The organism is Vibrio sinaloensis (genome assembly GCF_000808535.1).
GTDB classification, from domain to species: Bacteria; Pseudomonadota; Gammaproteobacteria; order Enterobacterales; family Vibrionaceae; genus Vibrio; species Vibrio sinaloensis_D.
This window is the reverse complement of the sequence record NZ_JWLV01000013.1, coordinates 106,487-127,669: the sequence shown is the minus strand read 5'-3', so window position 1 is coordinate 127,669 and position 21,183 is coordinate 106,487. Positions and strand designations below refer to the sequence as shown.

16 protein-coding genes are annotated in these 21,183 nt (G+C 45.7%); 13 read left to right on the top strand and 3 right to left on the bottom strand.

Going from position 1 to position 21,183, the window contains the following annotated elements:
- Positions 1-36: 36 nt before the first annotated feature.
- The 5 genes from znuA to RJ47_RS10675 all read left to right on the top strand — a co-directional run bounded on the left by znuA (position 37) and on the right by RJ47_RS10675 (position 7,849).
- Positions 37-915 carry a zinc ABC transporter substrate-binding protein ZnuA gene (gene znuA, locus RJ47_RS10695; RefSeq protein ID WP_039483744.1) on the top strand — a complete coding sequence of 293 codons (879 nt, stop codon included), beginning with the start codon at positions 37-39 and terminating at the stop codon, positions 913-915.
- A gap of 221 nt (positions 916-1,136) precedes the next feature.
- Positions 1,137-4,463, top strand: coding sequence for a helix-turn-helix domain-containing protein (locus RJ47_RS10690; RefSeq protein ID WP_039483742.1), 3,327 nt, complete (start codon positions 1,137-1,139; stop codon positions 4,461-4,463).
- Between the two features lie 655 nt (positions 4,464-5,118).
- On the top strand, positions 5,119-5,346 hold the full coding sequence (locus RJ47_RS10685) for a FeoA family protein (RefSeq protein WP_039483740.1): 228 nt from the start codon (positions 5,119-5,121) through the stop codon (positions 5,344-5,346).
- Complete coding sequence (gene feoB / locus RJ47_RS10680) at positions 5,346-7,622, top strand: Fe(2+) transporter permease subunit FeoB (protein WP_039483739.1); 2,277 nt, start codon at positions 5,346-5,348, stop codon at positions 7,620-7,622. The genes RJ47_RS10685 and feoB overlap by 1 nt, the downstream gene beginning before the upstream one ends.
- Positions 7,619-7,849 carry a FeoC-like transcriptional regulator gene (locus RJ47_RS10675; protein WP_038191740.1) on the top strand — a complete coding sequence of 77 codons (231 nt, stop codon included), beginning with the start codon at positions 7,619-7,621 and terminating at the stop codon, positions 7,847-7,849. Before feoB ends, RJ47_RS10675 begins: the two co-directional genes overlap by 4 nt.
- A gap of 46 nt (positions 7,850-7,895) precedes the next feature.
- Here RJ47_RS10675 and RJ47_RS10670 read toward each other — a convergent pair whose 3' ends face one another.
- Both RJ47_RS10670 and argS read right to left on the bottom strand, forming a co-directional pair.
- Positions 7,896-8,324, bottom strand: a complete 429-nt coding sequence (locus RJ47_RS10670) for an HIT family protein (protein WP_038141006.1) — start codon at positions 8,322-8,324, stop codon at positions 7,896-7,898.
- Between the two features lie 106 nt (positions 8,325-8,430).
- Positions 8,431-10,164, bottom strand: a complete 1,734-nt coding sequence (gene argS, locus RJ47_RS10665; RefSeq protein ID WP_039483737.1) for an arginine--tRNA ligase — start codon at positions 10,162-10,164, stop codon at positions 8,431-8,433.
- 242 nt (positions 10,165-10,406) lie between these two features.
- Between argS and RJ47_RS10660 the strand changes: the two genes are divergently transcribed.
- Positions 10,407-11,006 carry a VOC family protein gene (locus RJ47_RS10660; protein ID WP_039483735.1) on the top strand — a complete coding sequence of 200 codons (600 nt, stop codon included), beginning with the start codon at positions 10,407-10,409 and terminating at the stop codon, positions 11,004-11,006.
- 12 nt (positions 11,007-11,018) lie between these two features.
- On the opposite strand, the gene RJ47_RS10655 is transcribed toward RJ47_RS10660, so the two are convergent.
- On the bottom strand, positions 11,019-13,793 hold the full coding sequence (locus tag RJ47_RS10655) for an insulinase family protein (RefSeq protein WP_039483733.1): 2,775 nt from the start codon (positions 13,791-13,793) through the stop codon (positions 11,019-11,021).
- 317 nt (positions 13,794-14,110) lie between these two features.
- Here RJ47_RS10655 and sixA point away from each other — a divergent pair, with 317 nt between their 5' ends.
- The 7 genes from sixA (at position 14,111) to RJ47_RS10620 (ending at position 21,176) form a co-directional block, all read left to right on the top strand.
- On the top strand, positions 14,111-14,575 hold the full coding sequence (gene sixA, locus RJ47_RS10650; RefSeq protein WP_039483730.1) for a phosphohistidine phosphatase SixA: 465 nt from the start codon (positions 14,111-14,113) through the stop codon (positions 14,573-14,575).
- Positions 14,576-14,775: 200 nt separating this feature from the next.
- The gene (gene flhA, locus RJ47_RS10645) at positions 14,776-16,869 is read left to right on the top strand and encodes a flagellar biosynthesis protein FlhA (RefSeq protein ID WP_038141013.1); all 2,094 of its coding nucleotides are present in this window, start codon (positions 14,776-14,778) and stop codon (positions 16,867-16,869) included.
- A gap of 30 nt (positions 16,870-16,899) precedes the next feature.
- Positions 16,900-18,381, top strand: a complete 1,482-nt coding sequence (flhF, locus tag RJ47_RS10640; protein ID WP_038141014.1) for a flagellar biosynthesis protein FlhF — start codon at positions 16,900-16,902, stop codon at positions 18,379-18,381.
- A gap of 12 nt (positions 18,382-18,393) precedes the next feature.
- The gene (locus RJ47_RS10635; RefSeq protein ID WP_038141016.1) at positions 18,394-19,281 is read left to right on the top strand and encodes a MinD/ParA family protein; all 888 of its coding nucleotides are present in this window, start codon (positions 18,394-18,396) and stop codon (positions 19,279-19,281) included.
- The gene (locus RJ47_RS10630) at positions 19,274-20,008 is read left to right on the top strand and encodes an RNA polymerase sigma factor FliA (protein WP_038141019.1); all 735 of its coding nucleotides are present in this window, start codon (positions 19,274-19,276) and stop codon (positions 20,006-20,008) included. The genes RJ47_RS10635 and RJ47_RS10630 overlap by 8 nt, the downstream gene beginning before the upstream one ends.
- 43 nt (positions 20,009-20,051) lie before the next feature.
- Positions 20,052-20,420, top strand: coding sequence for a chemotaxis response regulator CheY (cheY, locus tag RJ47_RS10625; RefSeq protein ID WP_009600177.1), 369 nt, complete (start codon positions 20,052-20,054; stop codon positions 20,418-20,420).
- 36 nt (positions 20,421-20,456) lie between these two features.
- The gene (locus tag RJ47_RS10620) at positions 20,457-21,176 is read left to right on the top strand and encodes a protein phosphatase CheZ (RefSeq protein WP_039483728.1); all 720 of its coding nucleotides are present in this window, start codon (positions 20,457-20,459) and stop codon (positions 21,174-21,176) included.
- The last annotated feature ends 7 nt before the right edge of the window (positions 21,177-21,183 follow it).

Here is a 21,183-nt window from a genome sequence, read left to right as displayed (position 1 = left end):
TTTAATCCCTTGTTAGACTAGACGACTGTTCCCTTTATGAAGCGTATTTTTTCTTTTGTCAGTGTTTTATTGGCGGCATTTAGTGCAAATGCTGCGATAGTGTTAACCAGTATCAAACCCATTCAAATGATAGCTACCGAGTTGACGCAAGAAGTGTCCCAAGTTGATGTTTTGATCCCTGCGAATGCTTCCCCACATGATTACGCGTTGAGACCATCTGACGTAAAGCGTATTCAAAGTGCCGATATGATTGTTTGGTTTGGCAATGACCTCGAACCTTTCCTTGCTAAAATTCTTGAAAATCGCGATAGCGTACTCACTCTGAGTGACGTTGATGGATTGGAGCTACGAGAGTACAACGGCGATCATCATGACCATCACGGTCATGATCATGGTAGTCATGATCCACATTTTTGGTTGGGTTATAAAACCACTAAGCAGGTAGCAAAAGCGATCGTTGCCAAGTTGAGTCGTTTAGATGAGAAAAATGCTCAGCGATATCAGGATAACTTGGCCGCGTTCTTACTTAAGCTAGAACAGCAACAAGTGGCATTGATGTCTCAGCTTACTCCCGTGAAAGAGAAAGGTTATTACGTTTTTCATGATGCCTACGGATACTTTGAGAGTGATTTTGAACTGAACCACTTAGGTCACTTCACGGTAAGCCCTGACAGAAAACCGGGGGCAAAAACATTAATTAAAATTCGTAAAGCCCTGTCTTCGAAGCAGGCAGTCTGCGTGTTCTCAGAACCACAGTTTACGCCAGCTGTTATTGACTCTGTTACTCGAGGAAGCGATGCTCGTGTTGGCGTCCTTGACCCTTTGGGTACCAGTGTGGTCGTACAGCCAGGGTCTTATTTTCAGTTTAGGCAGAATTTAGCCGACAGCTTTTTCAACTGTCTAGGTGGTGTGTAATAGGGAAGGGAGCGTGGCTCCCTTTTTCAACATTTTTCTTCAGTAAGCCATTTAGATGTGAATTTCGCTTTAAAAGTCAGCGGAATGTCGCAGACTCACTTGTTTATTCTCCCTATTCTTAGATAATTATCTTCACAAAATAAATATTCAGTTGTTCGGCGTTACCACTAGTGAACGAACACTATTCTGTTTTAATTCTATTGCTGTTAGGGAAAGTTTAGGTGATAAGAGCCTTATGGGTTACGGTTCTAATTTGGTTAGCGCCTATCGTCAGTGCTGTCGAGTCAACGCCAACTGTTTTCTACCCGTTACCCACACAAGCCCAAGGAAAAGTATTTGCCGCTAAGGATCTGTTTTTAGCCGATGGTGGTGGCGTTTGGTTCCAAGATGTTCGCAATCAAATACTGTTCTTTGATGGTCAAAATATCATGCCTCAGTCTGGCTCTGCGTTGGAGCATGAGGTTGATCGCGTTGCCTTTTTAGACAATGCTTTTTGGTCGTTTTTCCGCAATGAGATTTATCGTACTGAACCAAACAAAGAACGAGAGCTCATTTTCAGTCTCCAACCTGGCGTCGAAATCAAGAGAATAGGGGCATCCAAGCGCTATATTTGGCTCTCTGACGATACCAGTTTTTACACCTATGACGTTGATAGCGGCAGCTTCAACACCTATTCGCTGCTGTCCCTTTATCAGTACAGCCAATCCGCATCGATTGAGATAAACGACGCAAAATTCATCCTGTCAAAATGGGTGTTAGGTACGAACGCAGGGGTTTACCTTTCTCAGAATGAGAACTTTGAACATGTAGCGAGTTCAGGGAAAAAGCACGTTGAAAAGATCTACTTTTCTGACAAGCGTCGAGAATTAGTGATCGGTTCACTTCAGGGCGCGTTGATCTTTGATATCCAAAACCCCAACAAACCCATACAAAAGATACCCGGCTCACATGTGCTAAGTATCGCTGAAACGAGTCAAGAATACTGGATCGGGACTGAGAAAGGTCTCGTTGTCTATTCCTTTTTGACGGGCGAAAGTAAGCGTCTGACGTCCTCTGGCTTCAATGATAATGTTGTCAGCCAAGGCAAAATATATGCGCTGCTAAATGATCAATCTGGCGGTATTTGGATTGCGACCGATCGAGGGGTACGTTACTTCTCGCTTTTTTCGCACAAGTTCGAACGATTCCCCGATCGTCTACTCTCGACGAATTTATCCATGGATGAGCCTCATTATCTGACTCGTATGAAGACCAAAGACGGTTATTGGATGATCAGTGATAATGGCGTGTATCGAGTGAGCTTGAATAAAGTCAGCAGACGTGAGCTTTTTTACCGAGGGAAAGTGCACGATTTGGTTGAACACAATGGTGTCTTGTGGCTTGCGACAAACAACGGGATAGTGTGCGTCGACTCGATGACTGGGCAGGTTATTAAGGATGACAATCTACCTATTTATCTGAAGTCTTTCCCAACCAAACTGCTCGAATTGAATGGAAAGGGGTTGTTGTGGGGAGCAAGCGATCAGCAGCTGTGGAGTTATGAGATGACGACCAATACGCTGACGCAATATGGCTCTGAGTGGATGATTAAAAGATACTTGCCTGCTCAGCTCACGCAAATGATGGTTACGTCTCAAGGTCATCTTGTTCTGGGTACAGAGCACGGCGTGTATGTAATGCGCGACGGGCAAGTGAACTTCGTAGGTGAGAGTGTTCCGTTTGGATTGGTCATTAATCTTGTTCAGGTTACGGATGAGCAAGTTTGGGTTGCCAGCCGCTACGGCCTTTATCGTTTTGGTCTCTACAACGGACATGTTGACCCGATTCCTTTACTTGATGGGCACATTACGCCCAAGTGCTTACTCAAAAACCAAGATGGCATTTGGCTGACTTCATCGGCTGGATTTACACGATATTCTGAGCAAGGCGACCTGATACGCCACTACGGAGAACCCTTTGGTTTGATAAGCAATGAGTTTTCTCCGCGCCTGTGTAGTTACAGCACTGACAGTGAACGTACTCTGCTACTGGGCGCTAAATCGAGTTTGATCAAAGTGAATACTCACGAATTGGTTGTGAGCCGTTTGCCTGATATTAAAGTCATCATTAGCCAAGTAAAAGTCAATCAAACCCTTCATTCGCTCGGTGAAACGTCAGAGCAATTATTGGAAGTTGGCTACGGTGAATCGGTATCGTTCCAATTTGGTGTGCTACCTCAAGTCAATAAAGTCTCTGTCGAGTACCGTCTCAATGAGGAACAATGGCAACTGCTAGATGGCGCGACGCTGAATATTGACCATATGATGCCCGGCCACTACAGGCTAGAGGTTAGAGCGGTGATCAACACAAACCAGCGTGGTCAAAGCAACGAGTTTCTGTTTTATGTTACCAAACCGTGGTTCTTAACGACTTATGCACTTCTAGCCTATGCACTTATAACGCTGTTTGTTTTGGCCACGGTCGTTTATTGGCGTTCACGAATCATGACCAAAGCCAACAGACAGCTTAAAGCTCAGGTAGCCCTGAAAACCAACCAACTGCGTCACCAAAGTCGTATCTTGTTGAGCAATAACCAGCAATTAAGAAAGCAACTGCAAATTCGACGCTTAATCACAACGCAGTCCATTGAGGCGATGAAGCAACGTCTGATCAGTTCGTCTGTAGAGCACCCTTCAGAGCAGAGTGGTGGTCATCAACATATGCTTAATTATCTGGTCAAAGAGTTGGATCTACTACTCCATGTCAGAACAACCAATGGTCAAGCGGTTCCGGTTTACAACCTTAATTTGATTCTGCACTCGGTATTGAATGGTTGGGAAGAAGAATTGGTTAAATCGGGGATTCAGGTTGAATTTCAGCGCAATGATGACTCGGATCATTACATCACTTTGGCGACGTTTAATCTCGACGAGTTGCTCAATACGTTATTGGATAGCATTACCAAACGTTGTTACCGAAACCAAGTCGTGATCATCTCGATACGTCAAGAAGATCAGTGGGTGACGCTGTCGGTTGTTGAACAAGGTGAGTCACTGGAGAACTACAGCCACTCTTCAACCCTACAAACCCTTCATTCCTTGGTTGATCAAAGTGGTGGCTCTATTAGCACTCACAGTTCGGTTGAGCGTAATCTAATGGAAATCACTTGGCAGGGCAGTGAATCGTTTGATGAAGAGTCAGTGATCGAGCTACCTACTGAGGAAGACCGCCTTGAAGCGCCAGCTGAAGACCCGTGGCTCATAAAAGTAAAAGCATTAGTGCAAGAGAGCTACTCTGACCCAGAGTTCAGTACGTCTGTTGCTGCGAAGATGTTGTATGTGTCAGAACGTAGTTTACAGAGACGAGTCAAAGCTGCGATTGAAAAAACCTTCACCGAATATTTAACGGAGGTGCGTTTGGATCAAGCTTGTCGCCGTTTATTGGCTGGCGAGAAAGTGTCTGACGTTGCCTTTGAGTGCGGATTCAACGACCCTTCCTATTTTAGTCAACGTTTCAAACATCGTTTTGGCGTCCCACCTACGCAGTTTGTCGAGCAGCAAGAGTCGTAAAAACCACTTTGTCTTGGTTAGAGAAGGACTTCGTTTCCTTTTTCGTCGTAAGCTCTAATCCCGAAATCTACAACCTACTTAAGCCATAGAACCGCATCGTAGCAGTCTTATTGCGCAAGCATGATTATACGTACAACAGTTATCTTAGACGGAAACTGAGTGGTTTAAGCTAGTCAATGGATTGAGGTTTGAAGTGTAACAATTGAGATGAGATGAAAAAAAATATCGTGGTATAGCCGGGGGGACTATACCACGGGTGCCAATGACACCTTCGCTTGCTGCCGGAGTGACGCTGGATGCGCCACCTCTGGAATTCTTGTCTTAAGGTCTCCCTCTCGACGTGATTAACTATAAATCCTTGGCCTTTTTTTACTTATAAAATTAACGCCAGTATTACATAAGAAAAGCGACAAGTTATGTAAGCCTTTGAATTAAAAGAGTTAAAAGTCAATCCTGTCTGATTTTTTTTGTTCTTGGTAATTCGGCTTCCTTTTTCATTTCTAGTTTTTAACGTTTTTGACGGCGCTTCTTTTAACGAAAATGACATTTCCAAAAGTGCAAAGATTGATTTCAGACAAGAATTGTTACATTTGAAGGAAGTACTATTGGAAGCGTTAATAAAAATACTTTTCATTTGTATATAGCTGGCCTGTTTATGACATTATCAGAACTACAACAAGGGCAAAAAGCCATTATTACTGGATTCAATGAGCTCTCTATTGATGTGAGAAAAAAACTTATGGTGATGGGGCTGCTGCCTCAAACATCGGTGACTTTGATTCGTCGAGCGCCAATGGGCGATCCACTTCAAGTTGAAGTTCGCGGTGTATCACTTGCTGTTCGCGAAAATATTGCCGGTGCAATTAGCGTGGAGGTGAACTAGTGGACTATCAAATTCTCACCGTAGGTAACCCGAACAGTGGTAAAACAACACTCTTTAATGGGCTAACAGGGGCCAAGCAGCAGGTTGGCAACTGGGCGGGCGTAACGGTCGAAAAGAAAACCGGTAAGTTCTTCCATTCTGGGGATCAATTCTCTTTAACAGACTTACCCGGTATCTATGCGCTTGATAGCGGCAATGACAGTAACAGTATCGATGAGTCTATCGCCTCTAGATCGGTGTTAACTCATCCAGCGGATCTGATCATTAATGTCGTTGATGCCACCTGTCTTGAACGTAGTCTCTATATGACTCTTCAGCTGCGTGAATTGGGTCGTCCTATGATTGTTGTGTTGAACAAGATGGATGCACTGAAGCGCGAGCGACAAACGATCGACATCAAAGCGCTAGAAAACATGTTGGGTTGCCCAGTTTTTGCTATCTCAGCCAACAGTCGAAGCCAAGTGCTTACTCTAAAAGATCGACTTCACAAAGCTATTGTGCAAGGGGTTGCGTTGGATGAGTTGCGTTTGGACTATGGTTTTGAGTTTGAAAGCGCCATTAAAGAGCTGGAGCCCGTATTCGCTGAGAATAGAGATGTCGCGGCGCGAGCGATGGCTATTCGCGCATTAGAAAATGATCGCCTAGTGCTCAACGCATTGTCGCAGGAAGAGAGAAAGCGGGTGATTAGAACGCAATCTCAAGTGAGCATCGATATTGATTTGTTGGTTGCAGATACGAAGTACACCTTTTTGCATGACCAATGTAAAAAAGTGCGTCGTAGTGAGGGAAAGCTTAGCCACAGTTTTACCGAAAAAGTCGATAGCATCATCTTGAACAAATGGATTGGCGTGCCGTTTTTCTTTGTGGTGATGTATTTAATGTTCATGTTCTCTATCAACATTGGTGGCGCTTTTATTGATTTCTTCGATATTGGCGTGGGAGCCTTGCTGGTTGATGGTGGGCATTATTTGTTAGATAGCCATCTCCCTGTTTGGTTGGTGACTTTAATCGCTGATGGTTTAGGTGGGGGTATTCAAACGGTAGCCACCTTTATTCCCGTAATCGCTTGTTTGTACTTGTTCCTTGCTGTGCTTGAAAGTTCAGGTTACATGTCTCGTGCTGCGTTTGTATTAGACAAAGTTATGCAAAAAATCGGCTTGCCGGGAAAAGCATTTGTCCCGCTTGTTCTTGGGTTTGGTTGTAATGTGCCATCAATAATGGCGACGCGTACATTGGATCAAGAGCGTGAACGTAAGTTAGCTGCCTCTATGGCGCCATTTATGTCATGTGGTGCGCGCTTGCCTGTCTATGCATTGTTTGCAGCGGCCTTCTTTCCAGAGAGTGGCCAGAATGTGGTTTTCGCCTTGTATTTAATCGGTATTTTTGCCGCTGTGTTGACGGGATTCGTGCTCAAGCACACCATCTATCCCGGTTCTAGCGAAAGTTTGGTTATGGAAATGCCAGACTATGAATTGCCGACCATGCGTAATGTGGTGATTAAGACTTGGCAAAAACTGAAGCGCTTTGTATTGGGTGCGGGAAAAACCATAGTGGTGGTAGTGACCATCCTTAGCTTCCTCAACTCTGTTGGTGCAGATGGAACGTTTGGCAACGAAGATAGCGATAACTCGGTGCTCTCCAAAGTATCCCAAGTCGTCACACCAGTCTTTGCCCCTATCGGTATCGAGAACGACAACTGGCCAGCAACGGTGGGTATTATTACAGGTATTTTTGCTAAAGAAGCGGTTGTCGGGACACTCAATAGTCTCTACGCGCCAGCGGAAGATGAAGCGGGTGAGTATGATTTATTCGCAAGTCTTGAAGAGGCCGTAATGTCAATTCCTGATAACCTTTCAGGCTTAAGTTACTCAGACCCGCTCGGTATTGAAGTGGGAGATTTGACAGACAGCCAAGCTGTTGCGCAAGAGCAGGAAGTTGATGCGTCTATCTTTGGTAATCTAAAGTCTCACTTTGCTTCTGGTCACGCTGCATTTGCCTATTTACTGTTTATCTTGCTCTACACTCCTTGTGTCGCGGCTATGGGGGCTTATGTGCGTGAATTTGGCAGCAAATACGCGAGATTTATTGCGGTTTGGACGATGGGATTGGCCTATGGAAGTGCCGCCCTCTATTACCAAGTGACTCACTTCGCTGATCATCCAGTAACCAGCGCCGCTTGGATTGGTGGTGTGATGTTGACAAGTTTGATCGTTTTCAAGCTATTGAAAAGAGCTGGTCAGAAGGCGCAGCCAGAGCTTGAGGTGCAAGTCGCATGATATTGTCTGAGTTAAAGTACTACATCGAGCGCAACGGCACTGCTTCTCAGCGTGAATTGGCGAAGCAGTTTGCGCTTAGCGAAGATGGGGTGGATGCCATGCTCTCCGTTTGGATTAGGAAAGGGGTGATTTCTCGCTTGGTTGATACCAATGCGGCGAATCATATCACTCGTGTGCGTTATTCTATGGTTGCACGTAATGCTTTGGCCGTGACAGTGACAATGTAATCAAGCTAATTAAGTGGGCCGTTCTAGTAATAGAACGGCCTTTTTTTTATGCGCGAGTGAACAGCTTACTTAATGAAAGGACGTTGCCGATTCTTGTTTGGATTTCAGACTGCTCTTGCTCAGTCCGAAACTCTCCCTTAGTGTTTCCCCATACCGGCCCTGGCCATGCAATATCGTCTTCAAATCGGGCGATGTGATGGATGTGGAGTTGAGGAACCATGTTACCAAGCGCGCCGAGGTTGAGTTTCTGTGGCTTGAAGGTCGCTTCTAGCGCTTGGCTCACCGCTTGAGATTCATGCAAAAATTGCTGTTGCTCTTGCATCGGTAAGTGATGCAGCTCTTTTAGATTGGCGCGTTTAGGCACTAAGATAACCCAAGGTACGGCATTGTCTTTATGCAGCAGTGCAACACACAGCGGGAAGTGACCAATGATGGTGGTATCTTTTGCCAATTGAGGGTGCAGTTCAAAACTCATTATCATTTTCCATTTTGAATTGAATGACGTCAGTATACGCCAGATAAAACAAAAGGTTGACGCTTTCACGCCAACCTTTCTGATTATCTAAATGCGAGATGCTGAATTACATGCGCTCTAGCGTTTCGATACCTAGCAGAGATAGACCTTGCTTGATTGTCTTCGCAGTCAGCGCTGCAAGTTTCAAGCGGCTCTGCTTCACTGAGTCGTCTTCAGTGTTAAGGATTGGGCACGCTTCGTAGAAGCTAGAGAACTGGCCTGCTAGTTCGAATAGGTAGCTACACATGATGTGTGGTTGACCTTCACGAGCAACAGATTGTACCGCTTCTTCAAACTGTAGCAGTTTAGCGATAAGCGCTTTTTCTTTCTCTTCAGTCACTTTGATTTCGCCTGCTAGGTTATCCATAGAGATACCTGCTTTAGCGAAGATAGAAGAGACACGAGTGTAAGCGTACTGCATGTAAGGCGCCGTGTTGCCTTCAAACGCTAGCATGTTGTCCCAGTCAAACACGTAGTCTGTTGTACGGTGCTTAGATAGGTCTGCGTACTTAACCGCTGCCATAGCAACAGTGTTAGCGATTTTGACTTTCTCTTCTGAATCAAGATCTGCGTTCTTAGACTCGATCAGCTTGATTGCGCGCTCTTCTGCTTCATCGAGTAGATCAGCAAGACGAACCGTACCACCTGCACGAGTCTTAAAAGGACGACCATCTTTACCTAGCATCATGCCGAACGCGTGGTGCTCTAGTGATACCTCTTCTGGCACATAACCTGCTTTACGAACGATAGTCCATGCTTGCATTAGGTGCTGATGTTGACGTGAGTCGATGAAGTAAAGTACGCGGTTTGCACCTAGTGTTTCGTAACGGTACTTAGCACATGCGATATCCGTCGTGGTGTATAGGAAGCCACCATCACGTTTTTGGATGATAACACCCATCGCTTCGCCATCTTTGTTCTTGTACTCTTCTAGGAAGACAACCTGAGCGCCATCGTCTTCTTGAGCAATACCACGCTCTTTCAGATCGGCAACAATGCCAGGTAGCATGTCGTTGTACATGCTTTCACCCATAACATCGTCACGAGTTAGAGATACGTTTAGGCGGTCGTAGTTACGTTGGTTTTGAACCATAGTAACGTCAACCAGTTTCTTCCACATTTCAGCGCAGTATTCGTCGCCGCTTTGTAGTTTCACTACGTAGTTACGTGCGCGAACAGCGAACTCTTCGTCTTCGTCGTAGAGCTTTTTCGATTCGCGGTAGAAGGCTTCAAGGTCAGACAGTTCCATTGAAACTTCGCCAGACTCTTTTTGAACGCGTTCTAGGTTAGCGATAAGCATGCCGAACTGAGTACCCCAGTCACCGATGTGGTTAGCACGGATCACTTTGTGACCTAAGAACTCTAGAGTACGAACAACTGCATCACCGATGATGGTTGAACGTAGGTGACCGACGTGCATTTCTTTAGCAACGTTTGGCGCAGAGTAGTCCGCTACGATCGTTTGCTGTTCTTCTTGCGCGACACCTAGGCGAGCATCTGCTAATGCAGACTCGGCTTGCTTCGCTAGAAACTCTTCACTTAGGAAGATGTTAATGAAACCAGGACCTGCAATTTCAGTCTTGCTTGCGATACCGTCTAGGTCCAGAACATCCAATACTTTCTGTGCAAATTCGCGTGGGTTCGTGCCTAGCTTTTTCGCTACGCCCATTACGCCATTCGCTTGGTAATCACCAAACTGTGGTTTTGCAGATTGGCGGACTGCGGCAGGGCTGCCTGCAGGTGCGCCAGCGGCTTCTAGAGCCTGAGAAACTTTGTCATTAATAAGTGCTTGGATATTCACACGCGCTTCCTTCAATTCTAGGGAATTGGTTGGGTATACATTCGCTATTGCTAGGCTTGCAGTCGTTGCCTGAATAATATCCACCGAAATGGAATGAATGTATATCTCGATCTAGTTCATAATTTGAAGCACATAATAGCAACTTTATTGGATTCCTTATAGGGAGTGAACTGGGAAATTTTCTACTTTTCCTGATGATCTTGTTAGTATTGAAGAAAAATTAATGTTTTAGGTGAAATTAAATGTCTCAAAGACTGATTGATGCTGAATTAATGCCCCAACAGATGAAGCAAAAATTGAACGATTTTATGCATAAAATCCAACAGTTAGGCGAAATCTTGCATATTAATTTGTCGGATTTTCAAGCAGATCATATTGCACTGCGCATCAACGAAGCAGAATTGGCACATTTAACCCATCAAGAATGGCTAAAAGCGGGGAAAGAAATTTCCAACGCGATGATCAATGGTCGACCGATCATCGTTCTTGAATTCAATCAGCCACTTAACGCATTAGAGTGGCAAATCGAGTGTTTGGAGCTACCCTATCCCGCAGAGGGTAAGTTCTACCCCGAACAAAGCTGGGAGCATGTAGAGTTTGTTGTACCATCTCACGCTAGAACGGCGGAAGAATATTTGGTAGATCTCAAACGCCAATTTCCTTGTTTCGCTGAGAAGTATGATGTCTTGTCGGATCAAGGCGTGAAAATCAAACTATCGAGCCCAAAAGGAGAAGGGGAACGTTTGAACAATCCGACGGTGGCATTTAAACGAAACGGGGTGTGCATCAAGCTACACCCACATTCGTTAAAGAAGATTGTTGAATCAGAACAAGCGAGTTAATGACGACGCGAGTTAACCGAGTTCGATGTCTTTTGGCCTTAACTGAAACTCTTCAATTGATCCGATCTCAGATCCAAGTTCGAGTTTCTCTGACTCGTGGTGCGCATTGCCTTGCGTGTGCATGATGAGTCGATTGGCGGTACGAGGTTTGAGCTCGTTGACGACAAAACGAATCATGTCGGAGCGATCCAGAGTTTTAAGTTCTTCTAGCACTTTTTCTTTTTGGTTAAAGTCGAGATCTTTGTTACCAATCGCAACCCACAACCGCTGTGCCCGAGACCTCAATGTCGTATCGGGTGCCGCGATTTGGTTCCATAGCCCTCGTTTACTGCTGTGCCACTGGTATTCATTTAGCTCGAGTAGGACCATATAAAAGGCGTTTAAAAACTCATCAATGGACTGGATTAGGTCGCTTGGAGCGGCATTGGGTGATTGAACATAGAGCACAATACCTGGATGTTTGTTTAGTGGTAGGTTCCCTGTGCCTACCATGTAGCCAAGCTGCTGCTTTGTTCGAATCTCATGGAAAAACGTCGCTGACATTAAGTGGTTAGCCAGTGAATACAGCGCAATACTGCGGGGGCTCTTATCTTCACATTGATAGTAAAGCACCACGGCTGAGTCTTCTTGGTCACAAAACACTTCCCGCTGAAACGACCCGTTTTTACCCAACATGACAAGCGGTCGTAACGATTCTTCGTACTGTTGATTCTTGACTCTTAGCGCGTCTTTTAGCGTATTCCCAAGGCTGAGCGCTTCTTTTTTCGTCCAGTCACCATAGACAAACATCTCAACATGCAATTCAGAGAGAATGTCTTCAACAAAACTGGATAACTCTTCAACGCTTATGGACTCTAACGCGTCGACTAGCACCGAGTAGGGGGGATTGTTCGGCTGTAAGATTCCGGTTAGAGCATTAAAGAGTTGCGAAATTGGACGATCTTGCGAAGCATTGCGCCAATTTCTTAGCATTTGCGTTTTTATCGTGTCAAAGCGTTGCTGACTAAAGTCCCGTTTAGCAAAGCGCTGCAAAATGAGTTGCATCAACTCCGGCTGCTTCTGAGTGAAACCCGATACGGTTAAGGTAACGCCACCTTGATGGGCGTACATGTTGTAACCCATGCCCGCAATTTCTGCTTGGTATGTCTCTTTCGCCAAGCTGTCTAAGAACATCTCAACACAAAGTCTTGTTTTTACGATGTTTGTCGGGGTTGAAACTGCTTGGGGGCTGTCGATAGCAACGTACAAGACGCCTTTCGGTACTCGGTATTCGGTGTCTTGCAAATGCCAAAGTTTAAAGCCGGGTAACTCTTCAATCACCTGAGGTACAGTGTCATTGCCCTCAATGGGTTGAGGGTCGAGATCGTAGCAAATGAAAGGGTTTTTATCAGGCAGAGAAAATTTGAGCGGCGATGGCTTTTGATAATGTGATCGCTGCTGGTCACTAATCGGGTGAACCGCGTAAGGTGTGAAGTACCACTTCGCTTCTTTATCGTAATCTAGTCCTTGAGCAATCAGTGTGACACGAAGATTGTCGACTGAGAAATAATCAGTCAGAGAAGTGAGAAGTTGCTCGTTATAGCCTCGCATCATGTAGTCGCCGTAAACCACATCTTCGGCCTGATAGTGCTGCATATTAATGACAAGGTGGCTGACCAGATCAAGTGGTCTTGTGGGCTCTTGAAAGCGAAACGCAGATTCAAGAACGGCTTTTTTCTCAAGGTATCGCCATTCATCCATTCCTTGTGTTTTGATAAGGGTTATGTAGCTGAATACCGACTGAATGATATCGTCTGTATGCGACATCCCTTCCTGCGTCAGTGAGCAACTAATGGTGAAATCCCGATAGTTACTGCCGCTTGCGCCTCCACCTGCGGAGAGGGATGTAATCCAGCCTTGTTCTTTGAGTGCGACCATCAGGCTTCCAGGTCCTTCATCGCCCAGCAGATGCGCGAAGTAAGAGAGTGGCTTGGTTTGGTAGTACTTATCCATACCAGGCATTGGGAAGGCGAGAATCAGCTTGCGCAGATCTTTTATCGGCTCTACATACACCGAAATCGCGGTTGAATCAGCGTTCGAGTACTCAACATCGATTTTTTTGCCCGCAAGTTGATGATTGGGAATGTCGTTAAACATCTCTTCGCACAGGGTTTGAAGCTCATCAAGCTCTTGTGGACCAATGATGGCCAATGTCATCAGATCCGCAGAGTAATGCGAGTAGTGGAAGTCGATTATCTCATCTCGAATGGATTTGCCGCCCCGATCGCCCAGCGTTTCCAAATTACCAACGGAAAACTTACTGAACGGATGCGCTTGGTTGATCACTTCTTTATTGACTTGATATAAGCGACGCGAGTCATCATTGAGTTTCAACTTGTATTCAGAGTCAACCGCTTGGCGTTCTTTGTCCAACGCTTCCGGATTGAACAGTGGAGCGGTAAAGAATTGACTAAAGCGATCTAAGGCTGATGGGAAAGCGTTGGGGGATACATCGAAAAAGAAACAAGTATGTTCGGTCCCAGTCCACGCATTGTTGCTGCCACCATGTTGATTAATATAACTTTGAAATTCGCCCACTTTCGGGTACTTTTCGGTCCCCAAAAATAGCATGTGTTCCAAATAGTGGGCTAACCCTTCTCGGTCTTGAGGATCATCGAAGTGGCCCACGTTGACGGCCAACGCCGCGGCACTCTTTTGCGCATTGGCGTCATGCGTCAGCAACACTCTGATACCATTAGGTAAAGTGAGGTAACGGTATGTATTGCTATCATTGGGGCTGATGTGCACGTGATTGTCTCCGATGAGGTAATTATGTGTAAGCCAATTCAGTATTGATAATGTCAACAGGCCCTAATAATTATGACTCGGATATCCATCAGTGCAAACTATCTGTTTGAGAAATCTGAGCAAAATAGGGTTTCGCAGGCTGTGGGATTTGTCGCAAAGAGTGTTAACGAAGTCTGAGTCTTTGCCACAGTACTTGATATAATTATTGATGAGAGTGATCGATTTGAAGCTCCCAACGCGCATTGTGTGGGCGACAATTCAAATAATATAAATTCTGGTCACCAATAATAATTCAGAGAATAGTTTAGGATGAAGCCATGAAAATTTTTATCATGCGTCACGGAGAAGCGGAGCATTACGCGCCCAGTGACGCAGAGCGTGAGTTAACCGACCGAGGCCGAAGCGCTTCAGTTGCGGTTGCGAAGGCTTGTGCTCAGCAAGGATTCCAGCAGTTTGATAAGGTAATCGTTAGCCCATACATTCGCGCCCAGCAAACATGGCAAGAGATTTCGACCTATTTAAGTGCTAAAAGCATCGAAACGAATGAAGATATTACGCCTTACGGTCAAGCTGAAGATGTTGCGGATTACCTACAAGCGGTAGCCGATTTGGAAAAGCTGGATTCGGTTTTGCTGGTTTCTCATCTGCCGTTAGTAGGCTATTTGACAGCGGAGTTTGTTCCCGGGATGGTACCACCAATGTTCCCAACTTCAGGGCTCATTTGTATCGACTATTCAATTGAAAAGCAGCGCGGTGACGTCGCTTTTAATATTCAACCGTGACCTTCTTGTAAACACCCTAAATCACTGCGCATTGTGCCAACGACAATGCGTATTTATCAAATCGGAAGTTACCTTTGTTTCTCCGTATTATGGTGGGGTGTTTATCCATCATTGCCAGTCATTTATTTGACATGATAAATGGACTGAAACTTGCATATTCCAATAAGTTTCTCATTCCATAGAAAATTTAACGCCTATCTATGAAGTTTTCTTTACCATTTGCGGATAAATTACCCTCTATCCCACAAAGAGCGATGCCTGCGATTGGCGCCCCCGTCATGGTTTTGGCCACGTTGGGGATGGTTGTATTACCTATTCCTGCATTTTTGCTCGATTTGTTCTTTACCTTCAATATTGCGCTTGCAATGGTTGTCTTGCTGGTCACGGTTTACACTCGCAGACCCCTTGATTTTGCGGCATTTCCAACAGTACTTCTGATTGCGACCTTGTTGCGCCTAGCGCTAAACGTTGCATCAACTCGAGTGGTATTGCTCTATGGTCATGAGGGTTCTGGTGCGGCAGGTAGTGTGATTGAAGCCTTTGGTAGCGTGGTTATTGGCGGTAACTACGCAGTTGGTTTGGTCGTGTTCCTTATCTTGATGATCATCAACTTCATGGTTGTAACCAAGGGTGCTGGGCGTATATCTGAAGTAAGCGCTCGTTTTACGTTGGATGCATTACCCGGGAAACAAATGGCCATCGATGCCGACTTGAATGCGGGGTTAATCGATCAAGACCAAGCCAGAACCCGTCGCCAAGAAGTGACGAAAGAGGCGGATTTCTATGGTTCGATGGACGGTGCATCTAAGTTTGTTAAAGGTGATGCCATTGCCGGTATTTTGATTCTGTTTATCAATATTATCGGTGGTCTCTCAATCGGTATGGCGCAATACGGTTTAGGGTTTGGTGAAGCGATTCAAATCTATACCCTACTGACGATTGGTGATGGCCTAGTTGCACAAATCCCATCGTTACTACTTTCAATTGGCGCAGCCATTATGGTTACACGCCAAAATACCGATGAAGATATGGGTCAACAGGTTGTCTTTCAAATGTTTGACAACCCTAAAGCCCTGACAATCACGGCGATAATCTTGGGCGTAATGGGCATTGTTCCAGGCATGCCCCACTTTGCATTCTTACTGCTAGCTGCTTTGGCTGGTGGTGCCGCGTACTGGATCAATCGCAAACACAAAAAAGCAGCAGAAAAACCCAATCTACCCGCCACGACAGAAGCAGAAGCGCCCACGCCAAAAGAGCTCTCTTGGGATGATGTTCAGCCTGTCGATATTGTCGGACTAGAAGTCGGTTATCGATTAATTCCTTTGGTTGATAAAGACCAAGGCGGGGAGCTGTTAGAGCGCGTGAAAGGTGTACGTAAGAAACTTTCCCAAGATTTCGGATTCCTCATTCCTGCGGTACATATCCGTGACAATCTAGAACTGACACCAAACAGCTATCGCATCACTTTGATGGGCGTCGCTGTTGGAGAAGCCGAGATTCGCCCTGATATGGAGCTCGCGATTAACCCAGGACAAGTGTATGGAATGATTGACGGCGAGCCCACGATTGACCCTGCCTTCGGCCTAGAGGCTATCTGGATTCGAGAAGAGCAGCGCGAACATGCTCAAGCGTTAGGGTACACGGTTGTCGATTCTTCGACGGTCCTTGCGACGCACCTGAGCCAGCTGCTGACCAACAATGCATCGCAGTTAATTGGTCATGAAGAAGTACAGAATCTACTTGAGATGCTGGGCCGCAGTACACCTAAACTGGTGGAAAGCTTTGTACCCGACCAACTCCAATTGGGCGTTGTGGTTAAAGTGCTACAAAACTTGCTTAACGAAGGTGTGCCAATCCGCGATATTCGTACTATCGTTCAAACCTTGTCCGAATACTCGAGCAAAAGTCAAGAACCTGACATTCTCACCGCTGCAGTTCGCATTTCCCTTAAACGCCTAATTGTTCAAGAAATCAATGGTATAGAGCCAGAATTGCCAGTAATCACTCTAATTCCGGAATTGGAACAAATTTTGCATCAGACCATGCAGGCTTCTGGTGGTGAATCTGCTGGGATCGAGCCTGGTTTAGCTGAGCGACTACAATCATCATTGAGTCAAGCCACTCAAGAACAAGAGCTCAAAGGCGAACCTGCGGTGTTACTAACCTCCGGAGTTTTGCGCTCAACCTTGGCGAAGTTTGTTAAGAACACGATTCCGTCTTTGAGAGTACTCTCATATCAGGAAATCCCAGACGAGAAACAAATTCGCATTGTTCAGGCGGTTGGTAACTAGCTCTAAATGCGAGAATAAACGGTACCCAAATTGAAGATTAAACGATTTTTTGCCAAAGACATGCGTACAGCACTGCTCCAAGTGAAAGGGGAGCTCGGTGATGATGCGGTGATCATGTCTAATAAAAAAGTCGCAGGTGGTGTGGAGATTGTTGCCGCTGTAGACAGCGATGGGTCGACAAATCGTCCGGCAAACAACAGCTATGGTTCCAGTCCAAGACATGCTCCTCGCCAAGCGCCTGCTACGATACCGACGCCGTCAAAACGTCAACTTGAAGATGATCGTGTTACCTTGCAAGCACACGCGGATTCGGGACGCTCGATGACGCAACGTTTCGCCAATATGCTCAAGCAATACAGCGGCGGTAAGCCGGAGCATGAAGATGAAACCGATGAAAGAGAGACCGACTCGCTTTCTGCCTTGCTCCAAAGACAAGCGGCTTCTCGTTCAAACAGCAACGAGCGCGTGCAACTTAAAGAAGATTCTCCATTAGCCCGCCTTATCGCGGAAGATCGCCGTATAGAAAGACCACAAGCCAAGCTAGATCCTAGCCGTTATGAGCGCGGTAAGCCGAACGAGCAAGCCGTTTCAAATGAAGATCTTGAAGAGATGAAAGAAGAGATGATGTCCATTCGTCGTCTTCTTGAACACCAAGTGTCTGGCTTAATGTGGCAAGAAGTGGAGCGAAGAGAGCCGCTCAGAGCGATGTTGATTAAGCGTCTTGAACGAATGGGTGTCTCGTCAGATCTTGCTGACCAGCTTGCTTGTTACATCCCTGAAGACACGCCACCAACCAAAGCGTGGAAGGCGCTGCTAGGTCTTGTCTCGGACCAAATACCAATTTCCAAGCAAGACATCTTGAAGCGAGGTGGTGTTGTTGCACTGCTTGGCCCAACGGGGGTGGGAAAAACCACCACTGTTGCAAAACTTGCTGCGCGAGCGGCAATGGAGTGGGGAGCAGACAACGTTGCTTTGGTCACCACGGACACATACAGAATTGGTGCCCATGAGCAGTTGGCCATATATGGCCGAATTATGGGATGTGCTGTAAAAGTCGCTAAAGATTCCAAAGAGTTAGCCGATGTAATATATCAGTTAAGGAATCGCCGCCTGATTCTTGTCGATACTGCGGGTATGGGACAGCGTGATGTCAGGCTGTCTGAGCAGCTCGACACCTTAATGCACGAAAGCGGTGAAATGATCCATAGTTATCTGGTATTGCCTGCAACGGCGCAGAGAAAAGTCCTACAGGAAACGATTGATCATTTTAAGCGCATACCGTTATCGGGGTGCATTATGACTAAGCTTGATGAATCTCTAAGCCTTGGCGAATTTGTAAGTGTGGTAGTGCAAAATGCCCTACCTGTCGCCTACATCGCGAATGGACAGCGTGTCCCTGAAGACATAGTGATTGCACAGCCAAAATACATGGTAGCTAAGGCAAACGAATTATTAGAGAAGTCGGCAGACGACGAGCCTCACTACTGGAATAGTGAAGCGGAAAGGTTCTAGCGGCGGACGATTATGACAAATACTATGATACAAGACCAAGCAAGCGGATTACGCCGCTTAACACAACCTTCGTTAACAAAGGTCATATCAGTCACAGGCGGTAAAGGTGGCGTTGGTAAATCTAATGTAACGTTAGGAATGGCCATTTGCATGGCTCGTCAGGGCAAAAAAGTCATGGTTCTTGATGCCGACTTGGGCCTGGCTAACGTCGATGTCATGCTAGGGATTCGACCGAAGCGAAACTTAGGGCATGTACTGGCTGGCGAATGCGACCTAAAAGATGCCATCGTTGAAGGTCCGCACGGAATTAAAATTATTCCCGCGACATCCGGTACACAGTCGATGACAGAGTTGTCTCATGCGCAGCATATCGGTTTGATTCGTGCCTTTGGCAGCCTTGAAGACGAAATGGATGTATTATTAATTGATACGGCGGCTGGTATCTCTGATATGGTAGTCAGCTTTTCGCGCGCTGCCCAAGATGTTGTTGTTGTTGTGTGCGATGAACCTACGTCGATCACCGATGCATATGCTTTAATTAAACTATTGAGCAAAGAGCATCATGTTCAGCGTTTTAAAATCGTTGCAAATATGGTCAGAAGTTATCGAGAAGGGCGAGAATTGTTCGCAAAGTTGACCTTGGTCACAGAGCGATTCTTGAATGTTAGCCTTGAGCTCGTAGCATGTATTCCATTAGATGATAAAGTGCGACAAGCGGTTAAGAAACAAAAGATTGTTGTTGATGCTTTCCCGCGTTCACCTGCGGCTTTGGCGATTGGTTCACTGGCGAATAAAGCGTTAACTTGGCCAATTCCGAAAACCCCGAGTGGACACTTGGAGTTTTTTGTCGAACGATTACTAAATAGAACAGAAATGCTAGAGGAACCATTTGGTGAATAAGGCCCTGACCTATGACCAATATGCAAACCAAAACAGTCAGCGAGCTTTTTTAGAAAAGTATTCGGTGCTAGTGAAGCGTATTGCCCACCATCTACTCGGGCGGTTACCTCCTAGTGTTCAGGTCGAAGACCTTATTCAAGCAGGCATGATTGGTTTGCTTGAAGCCCAGAAAAACTACGATGGTACAAAAGGCGCCAGTTTTGAAACTTATGCGGGTATTCGTATCCGCGGTGCTATGCTAGATGACATAAGACGTGGAGACTGGGTGCCACGTTCTGTACATAAACACAGCCGCGAGATTAGCCAAGCGATCTCGGTACTTGAAGGGGAACTCAATCGAGACCCAACAGATGCCGAAGTCGCACAGCACTTAGGGTTGAGTTTAACTCAATACCATACCGCGTTAACGGACATAAATTGTTCGAGATTGGTTGGGATTGAAGACCTAGGAGTCTCGGAAGATGTCATCACCCCTGATGGTGACGAAGAGGCAAATACGCCTTTTCAAGGGGTTGCAGACGAATATTTTCGCAAAGCGTTAATCGATTCGATCAAATCTTTACCAGAACGAGAGGCACTAGTACTTTCGCTTTATTACGATGAAGAGTTAAACTTAAAAGAAATCGGCGACGTTATTGGGGTTAGCGAGTCACGCGTTAGCCAAATACTAAGTCAATCAATGCAGCGTCTACGCACTAAATTAAGTGCATGGACAAATAATGAGTAAAACACTGATATCGAACTCAGTGGAGGCAATTTTGAATAAAAACATGAAGATCCTTATTGTTGATGATTTTTCAACAATGCGCCGTATCGTTAAGAACCTACTTCGCGACTTGGGTTTCAATAATACCCAAGAAGCTGATGACGGCTTAACGGCGTTACCGATGTTGAAGAAAGGCGACTTCGAGTTTGTCGTAACAGACTGGAACATGCCTGGTATGCAAGGTATCGACCTTCTGAAGCATATTCGTGCAGACGATGAGCTGAAGCACCTACCTGTATTGATGATTACCGCTGAAGCAAAACGCGAGCAGATCATTGAAGCTGCACAAGCAGGTGTAAACGGTTATATCGTTAAGCCTTTTACTGCCGCTACGCTTAAAGAAAAACTAGATAAGATTTTTGAGCGTCTATAGTCAAGGTAAGACTTAGCGAAGCTAAAGGTCAAAAGAATGATTTCATTAGAACAGGCAAAGCAACTCGTCGAGCTGTTGGAAAATGACCAGCAGCAAGAAGCAGATACTCTTCTTCGAGAGGTTTACGAGACGTCGACCAACCCTATGCTTCAAGAAATAGGGGAGTTAACTCGCGATCTGCATGAGTCAATCAAGCAATTCACAATTGATGAACGCATGAGTGAAATTGCCAATGACGAAATCCCGGACGCAAGGGATCGCCTTCAATACGTCATTGACAAAACAGAGGTTGCGGCAAATAAAACCATGGACGCTGTCGACCGCTGTATGCCGATTGCAGACAATTTGCATGAAGGCCTACTGAAAGTGCGACCACAATGGAATGAGCTGATGCATGGCAGAATTGATCTCGCCGAATTCAAAGCACTGTGCCATCGAATTGACGACTTACTGAGTCAAGTCGAAGGGGACAGTTCAGAACTTCGAGGTCAGCTGACGGAAATTCTAATGGCTCAGGACTTCCAAGATTTAACCGGCCAAATCATTTCTCGCGTTATTACGCTAGTAAATGAAGTTGAAGGCCGGTTGGTTGAAATCCTAACGGCGTTTAGCACCACCCAACTGGATGACAACTCAGATAACAAGAAAGATGCATCTACGGCGCCGGAAGGTCCGATTCTTAACCCTCATGAAAGGGATGATGCCGTTTCATCACAAGACGAAGTAGACGATTTGCTCTCGAGTCTTGGGTTTTAGAGGTAAC